The sequence below is a fragment of the Pseudomonas sp. NPDC088368 genome, assembly GCF_044753445.1.
GTDB lineage: Bacteria > Pseudomonadota > Gammaproteobacteria > Pseudomonadales > Pseudomonadaceae > Aquipseudomonas > Aquipseudomonas bambusae.
Window position 1 is genome coordinate 333554 of the sequence record NZ_JBIVNG010000005.1, and the last position, 9636, is coordinate 343189.

19 protein-coding genes are annotated in these 9636 nt (G+C 56.0%); 9 read left to right on the plus strand and 10 right to left on the minus strand.

What is annotated here, in order from left to right; translation table 11 throughout:
- The first annotated feature begins 17 nt into the window (after positions 1-17).
- From ACIQAL_RS13095 to ACIQAL_RS13110, 4 genes are all read left to right on the plus strand, one after another.
- Positions 18-236, plus strand: coding sequence for a hypothetical protein (locus ACIQAL_RS13095; protein ID WP_401145875.1), 219 nt, complete (start codon positions 18-20; stop codon positions 234-236).
- Between the two features lie 164 nt (positions 237-400).
- Positions 401-577: a hypothetical protein gene (locus ACIQAL_RS13100; protein WP_401145877.1), complete on the plus strand. Its 177-nt coding sequence runs from the start codon at positions 401-403 to the stop codon at positions 575-577.
- A gap of 104 nt (positions 578-681) precedes the next feature.
- Positions 682-930, plus strand: coding sequence for a hypothetical protein (locus tag ACIQAL_RS13105; RefSeq protein WP_401145879.1), 249 nt, complete (start codon positions 682-684; stop codon positions 928-930).
- Between the two features lie 60 nt (positions 931-990).
- Positions 991-1191 carry a hypothetical protein gene (locus tag ACIQAL_RS13110; protein ID WP_401145882.1) on the plus strand — a complete coding sequence of 67 codons (201 nt, stop codon included), beginning with the start codon at positions 991-993 and terminating at the stop codon, positions 1189-1191.
- Positions 1192-1234: 43 nt separating this feature from the next.
- Here the strand turns inward: ACIQAL_RS13110 and ACIQAL_RS13115 are convergent, their stop codons facing one another.
- The 5 genes from ACIQAL_RS13115 to ACIQAL_RS13135 all read right to left on the minus strand — a co-directional run bounded on the left by ACIQAL_RS13115 (position 1235) and on the right by ACIQAL_RS13135 (position 3149).
- On the minus strand, positions 1235-1939 hold the full coding sequence (locus tag ACIQAL_RS13115) for a hypothetical protein (protein WP_401145884.1): 705 nt from the start codon (positions 1937-1939) through the stop codon (positions 1235-1237).
- Positions 1940-2025: 86 nt separating this feature from the next.
- On the minus strand, positions 2026-2241 hold the full coding sequence (locus tag ACIQAL_RS13120) for a LexA family protein (RefSeq protein ID WP_401145887.1): 216 nt from the start codon (positions 2239-2241) through the stop codon (positions 2026-2028).
- Positions 2225-2554 carry a hypothetical protein gene (locus ACIQAL_RS13125; RefSeq protein ID WP_401145889.1) on the minus strand — a complete coding sequence of 110 codons (330 nt, stop codon included), beginning with the start codon at positions 2552-2554 and terminating at the stop codon, positions 2225-2227. Before ACIQAL_RS13125 ends, ACIQAL_RS13120 begins: the two co-directional genes overlap by 17 nt.
- A gap of 68 nt (positions 2555-2622) precedes the next feature.
- Positions 2623-2817 carry a hypothetical protein gene (locus ACIQAL_RS13130; RefSeq protein ID WP_401145891.1) on the minus strand — a complete coding sequence of 65 codons (195 nt, stop codon included), beginning with the start codon at positions 2815-2817 and terminating at the stop codon, positions 2623-2625.
- Positions 2814-3149, minus strand: a complete 336-nt coding sequence (locus ACIQAL_RS13135) for a hypothetical protein (RefSeq protein WP_401145893.1) — start codon at positions 3147-3149, stop codon at positions 2814-2816. The genes ACIQAL_RS13130 and ACIQAL_RS13135 overlap by 4 nt, the downstream gene beginning before the upstream one ends.
- A gap of 467 nt (positions 3150-3616) precedes the next feature.
- Here ACIQAL_RS13135 and ACIQAL_RS13140 point away from each other — a divergent pair, with 467 nt between their 5' ends.
- Positions 3617-3889: a DUF1652 domain-containing protein gene (locus ACIQAL_RS13140; RefSeq protein WP_401145895.1), complete on the plus strand. Its 273-nt coding sequence runs from the start codon at positions 3617-3619 to the stop codon at positions 3887-3889.
- 41 nt (positions 3890-3930) lie between these two features.
- Here ACIQAL_RS13140 and ACIQAL_RS13145 read toward each other — a convergent pair whose 3' ends face one another.
- From ACIQAL_RS13145 to ACIQAL_RS13155, 3 genes are all read right to left on the minus strand, one after another.
- Positions 3931-4113, minus strand: coding sequence for a hypothetical protein (locus tag ACIQAL_RS13145; RefSeq protein WP_296187835.1), 183 nt, complete (start codon positions 4111-4113; stop codon positions 3931-3933).
- Positions 4114-4268: 155 nt separating this feature from the next.
- On the minus strand, positions 4269-5153 hold the full coding sequence (locus ACIQAL_RS13150; RefSeq protein ID WP_401145898.1) for a TAXI family TRAP transporter solute-binding subunit: 885 nt from the start codon (positions 5151-5153) through the stop codon (positions 4269-4271).
- Positions 5154-5214: 61 nt separating this feature from the next.
- Entirely contained in the window at positions 5215-5436 is a 222-nt protein-coding gene (locus tag ACIQAL_RS13155) for an Arc family DNA-binding protein (protein WP_401145899.1), read from the minus strand.
- A 161-nt stretch (positions 5437-5597) separates the two neighbouring features.
- On the opposite strand from ACIQAL_RS13155, the gene ACIQAL_RS13160 reads away from it, so the two are divergent.
- Positions 5598-5828, plus strand: a complete 231-nt coding sequence (locus ACIQAL_RS13160) for a hypothetical protein (RefSeq protein WP_401145900.1) — start codon at positions 5598-5600, stop codon at positions 5826-5828.
- Between the two features lie 221 nt (positions 5829-6049).
- On the opposite strand, the gene ACIQAL_RS13165 is transcribed toward ACIQAL_RS13160, so the two are convergent.
- Positions 6050-6826 (minus strand): hypothetical protein, encoded by a 777-nt coding sequence (locus tag ACIQAL_RS13165; RefSeq protein ID WP_401145903.1) that lies wholly within the window; start codon positions 6824-6826, stop codon positions 6050-6052.
- A gap of 771 nt (positions 6827-7597) precedes the next feature.
- Here ACIQAL_RS13165 and ACIQAL_RS13170 point away from each other — a divergent pair.
- The 3 genes from ACIQAL_RS13170 (at position 7598) to ACIQAL_RS13180 (ending at position 8608) form a co-directional block, all read left to right on the plus strand.
- Entirely contained in the window at positions 7598-7915 is a 318-nt protein-coding gene (locus ACIQAL_RS13170) for a DUF1654 domain-containing protein (protein ID WP_401145906.1), read from the plus strand.
- Positions 7916-8018: 103 nt separating this feature from the next.
- Complete coding sequence (locus tag ACIQAL_RS13175; RefSeq protein ID WP_401145908.1) at positions 8019-8267, plus strand: type II toxin-antitoxin system HicA family toxin; 249 nt, start codon at positions 8019-8021, stop codon at positions 8265-8267.
- Positions 8267-8608 carry a type II toxin-antitoxin system HicB family antitoxin gene (locus ACIQAL_RS13180; protein WP_401145910.1) on the plus strand — a complete coding sequence of 114 codons (342 nt, stop codon included), beginning with the start codon at positions 8267-8269 and terminating at the stop codon, positions 8606-8608. The genes ACIQAL_RS13175 and ACIQAL_RS13180 overlap by 1 nt, the downstream gene beginning before the upstream one ends.
- A 131-nt stretch (positions 8609-8739) precedes the next feature.
- Here ACIQAL_RS13180 and ACIQAL_RS13185 read toward each other — a convergent pair whose 3' ends face one another.
- Positions 8740-9636: a helix-turn-helix transcriptional regulator gene (locus ACIQAL_RS13185; RefSeq protein ID WP_401145912.1), complete on the minus strand. Its 897-nt coding sequence runs from the start codon at positions 9634-9636 to the stop codon at positions 8740-8742.

Genomic DNA, 9636 nt, shown 5'->3' on the forward strand with positions numbered 1-9636 from the left:
CTGCAATGGAGGACGTCATGAGCGAGGATCGAGAAGTAGCTCTGGAGTTGGCGTTGAACGCTGTCATTCAAACAGCACATCTGGCTGGGATGGATGTGGAAGATTTAACCGAGTTCGCAGCCGAGCTTTTGGTGACAGATCGAAATCACCCACGATGGCACCTGAACCAGGCTATCGCAGAGATACAAGAAACCGTGGCGACGATGGTCAAACCGCAACCTGGCCCACCTGGTTAGACGAGCGGCGGGCAGCGTAGATATGCGCTATCTCATCAGCCAGATCCTGTCGATTCGAGCTGCCGCCATTGCGGCGGCTCAGGTTTCGCCCACCCGCCACACGCATGGCCTACGCTCACCTCTCATAAGTGGAGGTAGTGATGAGCGCTGACAGGGATATAGCAATGAAAGTAGCGATTAAAGCGCTGCTTGTTACGGCGAAAGAACAAGGCCTTCACGTCGAAGCGATATGCGATGGCGCGGTGGAGTTGATCGGCAGATACAGCGGACTCGAATCGGACGCCGTTCGGGCCATAAATGCGATCCGCCGCCTTGAATACGAGCTTGCAATCCGTCCCTGACGTTTTCGCTGTACACCGATTTGTGATGCAGCTCATCGAGTAGGCTTGATCTTGAAAGTGCGGGTTCGCTAATTTTGGTCTTAACCAATCAAGGAGAACCGGTGATGACTTGCGTCATTTGCGAATCACATGACAGGGAAATTTCGTGCGTTGGCCAGTTCTGGGTCCGCCAGTGCAAGGAGTGCGGCATTTACGGCATGCCTCGCGACCTTGTAGAGCATCTAGAAGCCACCGATCAGAGACTCAATACAGAACGCACCAAGGCGTTCCTGCTTTCGCGAACTCAAAATCAGCAACCTCCTTGGATCACGCTGGAGGATGCCGAGCACCATTTTCTAATGGAGCAGGCGTGATCGAGTGGCGACTAGCTGGCGCTGCCTTGCCATCGCTTGCCGTACTGCGAGAGAACAGCCATGAGCGAAGACAGAGTTAAAGCGCTAAAGACCGCACTGAGATACGTGCTCATTGAGGCCCGTAGCAAAGGGATCGATGTTGATGCCTTGGCGGATGCGGTCGCGGATCGGTTGGTCAGATATCCTGTAGCCTCTGGGCTTGCAGCTGAGGCGGTAATAGCCATCGAGGTTGCTGCCGATGGGCTTCATTACCCAGGGTGAGGCTTTCATTGCTATTGAGGTGGCGGCTGATGCGGTGGTGTGATCAGGCGGCCTCAGACGCGGCCTCGACCTCGGCCCAGGGTGGCAAGAAGGCTTTCATCTCTTCGCCCCTCATAGGCATCAGTATTCCTACGAAGCGGTCGACCAGGTCATGACTGTTGAACCGTACGACCACCGAGCCCTTATCTGATCCGGTTTCGAGGTGCATCCCGCCGCCGCCGAAATGCTTCTGTCCAGAGAGCATCACGCCGATCTTGTTGAATGCTTCCAGGTATTCACCGTTCAGGCAGGGGTATGCACCTTCAAACTGTGCCCGCTGCTTCGGCATGACGCGGCGCCAGTCCGGGAATTTTCCGTCGACTAACTCAGTTTTCTCGGTGAGATGAGAAAACTGACCGAACAGTTCTGGCTCTTCGGTGATGTCAGGAAAGCTGCTCACCAGAGAGAATTTCTCCGATATCCACAGCACCGCAGGTGGCTCGCCGTCTGGTCCTTTTCGGGACATGCATGCCGACAGCATCCGCTTAGAAACTGTGCCGATCAGAACTGACTTATGGTCGGGATGAATCCAGCCATCCGGATCGTGCATGGCTCCCATGAAGTGGCCGTTCGTTGCGACGATCACGACACCGCCGGCCGCGTGCGGCTCGATGTGCACCGCATTCAGGTAGTAGCGGACATCACCCTTGGCGGCGCACTGATGGATTGCTGCGAAGTACTTCGGGTTGACCCGGGCGAGGTATTTCATGTGTTTCTCCATTGCATGCGCCGTCCTCCGGTACGGGACGGTGGCGAATAGGTTGGTGGTGGGCTATACGTGGTGACCGGCGTTTATCACACAGGCCGAATGCTTCGGGCGATACCGGGCGTCTTTATCACCACACCCTTTTTGATCATCATGTTGATGCGATCAGCAATCGCATTGCCGTGCACGTTGGCGGCTTCGGCCATTTCGGCGATGGTCGGCGAGTAGCCGTTTTTCTCACGGAAAGCCGCGATAAAAGCCAAGGTTTTTGACTGAGCCAGCGTCAGTTCATTCTTCGTCTGCATGTGGGTCCGCCTGGGCCATTCCGGCCTCTTTCAACTGACGCGCTAGTTTTGGAGTCACCACGAAAGCTGACGCGCTAGGTTTTCTGAGGCGCCGCTTCTGTTCCTCAAACGGAGAAGCAAGAAACGAAAGCGCCAGATCCTGCCAAAGCTCCTGAATCTGGCTGTAGCCGTGTTCCTTCATCGCGGTGTTCAGGCCCGACCGCGTGCCGACTGGGGTGTCGATCTTCTGAACCTCGATCCCCATCTTCTCCTTGATCGCGTTCTGCCGATCCCGGTAGTCCGCTGAGTGCTTCGCAGCTCCCGTCTTTGCCATTGGGTGCCTCGTTGATCTGGTGCGCCGACAGCTCAAACCAAGCCTGTCGGCGCCTCTGGTGGACGCGCTTATTCGTTCTGCGCATTGCTGGCGCTGGCCTTCTTTTTCTTGGTGCGGCTGGTTGTGCCGAACATGGGCACGTCAGCAGTTGCGCCGGGCGGCACCTGCTGGATGCGTTGGCCCGTGGCCAGGTAGTGATCGATCTGCGCGCTGAGCTGTTGCATGGCGAGCTTGTGCGGGTCTGGCTGCGGTACGAAGTTCACCAACTGACCCCCATGAAAGCGAAGGCGCCGAGGATCACCGCGAAAGCCGCTGTCCAGCAAAGCATCCAGCGAGCGAAGCTACCGACACCCAGCTGCGCATGCTGGACAAAGGAGGCCGTATTTTCGAACTGTTGCGCCGATCGGCAGGCGTTCATGTGACCGGCGACTTCGATGCGCTCGGCGCCGGTCTTGCGGTCTACCACGCCGAACAGATTGTTCCTGTGCGGGATGACAACGAAGCGTGGCTTGGCGTTGAACTCGGCAGTGGCTTGCTGGGTGCGCTGGCGCAACGCTTCGTGAACGGCGCGCATCTGGCTGATTGTCTGATTCATGTCCTTTCCCTCAGTTGGTTGCGTTCACTCGTCAGCACTCTGGCCGCCCGCTGTTTGCCGTTGGGCGCAGGGGAGAGTGCTGACGGATAAACGCGAGGCGAAAAAAAGCCCTGTCGACGCAGGGCTTTTCACGTTGCTAATTGGCCACGCCTTGTACGTGGATCCTGCTAGCGGATGCTGGGCGAGGCGGTATGCCCATTGGTTTTTCTCATGATTGGAAACCCTTTGTCAGTTAATGACCTGCGTCGCCAGACATAACGATTGGTTGCATAGGAAGCGGCCAGAGCCAGCCAGTTTTCCATCGGCGAGATTCGTATGGATGAGCCCTGGTCTAAGATCAAATCGATGGTTCATGATCCAGGAGAATGGGTTTAGGCTAGCCTGACCACACGTCAGAGGGATGAGATCCGAGATCGCACTGAGGGTCCTCTGCCCTCCACACCGAGTGTTCTTGGGAGGAGCACAAAATGATATCGACACTCGAATTACGACATATCATCGAATCTAGCTTTCTGCCCGTAGAGTGCATCTGCAGTCCGAACGATGCCGGCACCCTAACCATCCAGTTGATTAATCCTGAGACAAAAGAGATTGATCTGACTGTACCGGGCATACCAGTATCAAACTTGACCACAATGCGCGCGATTTCGGACCTTGTTGCGCAGATTCGCGAGGAGCTACGGCTAACTCATCTCGCTCAATCCGATTCCCGTCCTCGATCAAATGCCCGCCGATCGTAATTGCCAAAGGAACTGCGCTGTTGTGTCGGTACGGCTGACCTTCAGCGCCCTAGGGCTTCAAGCTCTAAGTGCTTCTCCTGCAATTTTGCGATGAGACACAATCGCTCCTGGCCGGTAAGGTGCCGGGCAGCTAGAAACAATCCCTCAGCAAGATCACCGTCGAACTTCATCGAGCCCGCGGCGTGTTCTAATTCGATCTGAACGCGCTTACCTGTTGCTTCCATCTGCGACCCTTACCTGCTCAGCCGAAACCACATCACCATGCCTAGGAGCAAACCGCTGACGATGCCAGCCAGGTATGCGATGGAGATGATGTGCAGAAAGCTGGCGGCGAGCAGTAAAGCTGCGCCAACCAATAGCAGGAGGATTAAGCGGCTGATCACCGCACCACCTTCACGACGCTGTTAATGCCCTTGTCCACTGCCCGACGGACCTTCTTGGCTTCATCCGGCTGCATGCTCTTCAGGTAGTCGTTGTTGAAAACGATCTGAGCGCGCAGGCAGTAAGTGTCGGGCTTGCCCATAGTGGAGGTTTCCAGCCCGCTCTGACCTTCCTTATCGACAACGCAATGCGTGTACAGCGGGTTGTTGTTGGCGTCCTTGGCATCTTCGAACGAGTTGTCGTTCACTTCGCCGATCATGACCTGTTTGCTGAAATCGGCGGTGATATCGCTCGGGATCTTCCCGGACCGGCCGATGTACAGCATCCCGGCGATTTCGATCCGGACACCAGCCTTCGTGACATAGCCCTGGGCGACCGCCTCAGCAGCGCTGTACCAATCATCAAACTCGACGATGCGCGCGCCTTCGTAGTCCTTGTCGGTTTTGATCCAGTTACGCACGGTGATCAGCGCACCGGAACCGGACACCGCAGCGAAGGCGTATTTCGCCGCGACGCTGTCTTTCTCCATCTTGCCGAAGTCATCCACACCGGCCTTGCCGTGAAGCCAGTAGATGACCTCCTGATGCGCATCGCTGACCTTGAGGTCGGCGGGCATCGGCAGGCTGATGACGGCGTCGCTCTGGATGACCGCGATATCGCACGCGCCGTCTTTTAGCTTCTCGGCGTTCTCGACGCTACCGCCGGTGTTGATGATCTTCACCTCGCCGCCGTCCTGCTTGGCAATCGTGTTGCCGATGCTGGTACCCAGGCTTTCATAGAAGCCACCTTCGCCGCCGGTGCAGAAACGTAGGGTAGGCGATGCCGCACTGGCGGCGGCCGAAACACTCAGTAGCACGGCCAGCAGTAACGCTTTTGATTTCATGGGTGTTCCTCAGGGTGGGTGATTTCCCATCTGGCCCTCGTTGGAAGGCCAGCCAGCGAAATCAATTTCCAGCGGCGCCGTTCCTTTGCGCTGCTGCGTGGGCCAAGGCGTCCAGCAGCAGATCCTGCCGCGCCTGCTTGTCCAGGAATTGGCGAAGGGCGCGAACGAAGATGGTGTTCATGGACGTGTCTGCCGCATCCGCTGCAATCTCAACTTCCTCACGGAGATTGTCCGGCAGGCGAACGACGAATTTCGGAAGGGGTGATTCTTTGGTTCTCGGCATGATCTTTCCTCAGGACGTGGCATTCCCAATGCAGCCTGGTGGCAAGCTGCATTGGTGAATCAGGGAGGCCGGCGGCCAGCTCACCACTGCCCAGGTGACGGGCCTTGCGCTAGGCTGAGCGCTCTCACACAACACAGCCTGCAAAGGAGGGCGATGCGCAGATGCACACCTACAAGTTGAAACACGACCGCGACTTCGGCAGTCATCTGCCGAAGGTCTATGAGTCAGGTAGGGCGATTGAGGCGGGGGATGTAATCGAGCTGGAAAACGGCATGTGGCATGGCGTTATCGAGGCCCGTAAAACTCAGCAAGGTATGCTTCTAGTTCTCGCTGAATCTGCTCAGAGCGCTGATCAGGCAGAGCTTCTACTAAGGCAGCAATTGTCTGAGTAAGAACGATCGTTGCGAACTTGCTGCACCCTGATGAGTTGAGTTCAGTGCTGGGGTGCATCAGGGACATTTTCGTCGCCAGTCCGGGATTGCCCTGGCAGGCCAGCGTCATCAGCGCCGCCTCAATTCTGCCGACAAGGGTTGGAGTTTCTACTGTCGGCCTCCCGGGCGCTTCGGGGTGTGGGTGGTGCATGTTGAATCTCCTCTGCCATCTCAGCGCAGCCTCAGTCGTCGAAGCCGTAGGAGAAGTCGCCTTCTTCGCAATCGATGAGAAGGACGGCATTGCCAAAGTAGAGCGATGCGAGCATCCGTTCCCATTTACTGCGAACGGTTTTCTTCAGGGTGATTTTCTTGTCATCCAGCTGGGCGCTATACACCTGCCCGAATGCAACCTTGGGCTGCCAGCGATCTTCGGTATCTCGCTCACCCTCGATCATCACGTGGAGGTTGTGTTTCAACGAATAGTCGCTGCGCCGCGAGTTGCTGTAGTTGTAGCGATCGCCGCCCTCAGGCGCAGGATCGAAGTAGATGTGGATGAATTTGCGCGTATGGGAATCGTCTTCGGTGATCCGAATTTCTGGTGCGCTCCAATGCTCCTGAGCAGCCTCTTCCTTATGCGCGTCGATGAATTCTTCCAGCAGCGCTTTCAGAGAAACCTCGCCGGTGAGCAACCCTTCGCCATTAAGAACTTCCGCAATGGAGGCATCCGCCTGGGCGAGAATCGTCGATTGCAAGCCCGATGCCTCCCAACGCTCACGCAAGGCGCTGGCGATCATCGCGTTGTAGCGCTGAAGCTCAAACACGTCGGTCACATTTGCCGGGAACGCATTTTCAACGGCTTCTTTGATCGATTTGCCGATCGTACCGTACGAGCGGAAGGCATCCTCGACGACACTTTTGAACATCTTGTCGATACCTTCGTCGATCAATTGTCGCGGGCGATCGGACTGTGCGTATTCGGAGACGCGGTCCGCCATGAGTTGCTGAAGGGTCTGTTCCATGGTTGCTGCTCCATATGTGTTCGGTCGATTTCCCGTCTGGCCCTCAACCTCGAAGGCCAGTCGGTGAAATCCCGACCTCGCTACTGGCGACAGGTCGGGGTAACGCATCAGCGATGTTGGCCCGTTCCCCGCTGCTGATTGCAGGACTGGCCGGTCTTGATCGGTGTGGGCTTCGAGCTTCCTCCCCGTGGCGTCAATCAGCATCTGTTCGCCATGGATCGCAGGTCTCTACAACATGCACGCTGCAGCTCTGTGTGCCCGGGTGATTGGGGCAGGGTGCATGAGGTCCGGCGCCCCTCAATGCCGAAGCTCGGAGCGCTATTTTTTGAATTGGTGTATCTCCCATCTGCCGCCGGGATGGCGGTGCGCATTGCTTGCCGGGTCATTCGCGCGGTTCGGGTATTTCGCCCTTGATCAGCCGTACAGGGTTCTCCCTGTCGTTGGCAGGCTTTCCTCGTTCGCCTGTCTGATCACCGGTCGCCGGTAGAGGCAGTGCGGTCTATTCGTTGTTTGTTTCGTTCGGTTTTTAAAGAGCGCCGGGGCGTCGCCCCTTCGCCGAGTTGTCGCTGGCGATGGAGCTAATTTAGCCATGCGCTAAAATAACGTCAATAGCTCCCAGCTAAATAATTTAGCTTTGCGTGAAATTTATTTTCCTGACTTTCGTACGCTATCGGTATGACGAATATCTAACGGTGGGTATTTACGAGCGGGTTAGCAGCGAGCTAAGCTTTGAAAATAACTGTACATACATCCAGCAATAAGGAGTAGCTGATGGCAAGCCCGCATAAGAAATCACAAGAGCCAAGGCCAATGTCAGGAGTAGAGCGCTTGACGCTCAGGGTGTCTGGAATGGTTAACCATCCGATAGCTCAGGATCGAAAGTGGGCCAGAATTCATCGGCTCGATACCGATGGTGATCGAGAATGGGGTGAAGTGATGGGCGTGCTCGCCGAGGTCGACGGAATTGAGATGACGTTCAACGATGAGGATGATTCTGTAACGCTGAGCTGGGAAGCCCCGGATGACGAAGATCCGCGAGCCCAAGATCATGGAGAATTTGATGCGGTGGAAGAGCCCGCACCTTTCTGATGAGAACAAAAAAGCCCGCTTACTGCGGGCTGTCCGCGAGCGCCCGGACTGCTTGATATAATTCTTTATTGCGACTAAAATTAGTCGCACATAGGGAGCCTTCATGTCCAAGCAAGAAAAACTGATCGCGAAGCTGCTGAATAAGCAGGCCGGATTGACTTGGCCCGAGTTAGTTTCGCTGCTGATCGGGCTTGGGTATCACCAGATTGAAGGAAGCGGCAGCAGGGTGAAATTCGACAACGGCAACCCGCACGCGATGATCAACCTGCATAAGCCCCATCCGGGCAACGAAATAAAGGCATACGTCAAACGTCAGGTGATAGATCACCTAAAGGCAGGAGGATTGATCTGATGAGCACCATGCTGCTATACCGCGGTTACTATGGTTCCATTGAGGCCAGCCCCGAGGACAACTGCCTGTTCGGCAAGCTTCAGTTTATTCGCTCCCTTGTCAGCTATGAGGGGGAGACGGTTGCTGAATTGACCCAGGCGTTCCATGAAGCGGTAGACGATTATCTGGTCACCTGCGAGTCGCTCAAGCATGACCCGGAAATTCCGTGCAAGGGATCGTTCAACGTGAGGGTAGGGCATGACCTGCACTTGGCTGCTAGCGTGGCCGCAACGCGGCAGAGCATTTCCCTGAACGATCTGACTCGCAAGGCGCTAAGTGAGTATTTGGAGCATCACGCGTAGGGCACAAATTGCGGGCAAAATAAAAGCCCGCGATGGGGCAGGGCCTTCCTTGGTCCTGACACCATCCTACTTCCGTCACGTAGTTTGATTGCCGATCACAGCCCTGCTGGCGTTTACCACTATGCCGATGATCACGCCTTGCGCGCATTCCAGATCAGCAGAACTTTTGCATGGATCGTTACGTCGTCAATCCGCGCCGTCTGATTCTCGTAGTGCTGGTTATCCGATATGAGTCGGTAATGCTCTTCATCCAGCCGCATCACGCGCTTGATGTACAGCTCGTTGTGCCAGGTCAGAACGTAGATACCTTCGCCGATGAAATCCCTCACGCCTTTGTCGACAATGACCATGTCTTTGTCGTTAATCGTGCCGGCCATGCTCTCGCCCCAGCCGTTAATCATGCCAAGGGACGTGGTGGACGTGTACGTGACGCCTTTCTCTCGCAGGATGTCTTCGCGGACCACCAGATTACGCACCACCTCTTGATAGTCGGGCGGCACCTGTCCATGCCCCATTGCGGCGCGAATGTCGTATTGAGGAATGACGATTTCCTCATGGGTCGGCTTGAGGTTCGATAGGTTACTTGGAACCAAATTCGCCGCCCCTTCATCAGGCTCCTTAGCGGCGGCAACAATCCGATCCCGGGCCTCGATCGACAGCCCTTTGACCTTCGCGAGCATACGTTGCACTTGATCGGCAGCTGTCGAAACGTGTTCTTCGCGCGGTGATAACGCCTTTGACATCTCAGCCGTTACGACCGATGCCGTCATGTCCTGCGTTAAAGAATCGAACCAGCCACGAGGCAACGCTTCTATGGCTTCAATGCGTCGAGCCACATCGTCACCCAAGTTCTTTGCCGTTTTTTCAGAAAGGATCTGACTGAGATGCGCAGGCGCCATCCCCCAGCGTTCAGCGCACTCGCCTTTCTTCTGGTTGCCTATGAGCCTGATCAGCTGCTGCTTACGAATTGCGTAGATATCCATCCGGGCAAGAATGCCAGTGTTTAGCTCAATGCTAAATGTGCCCAT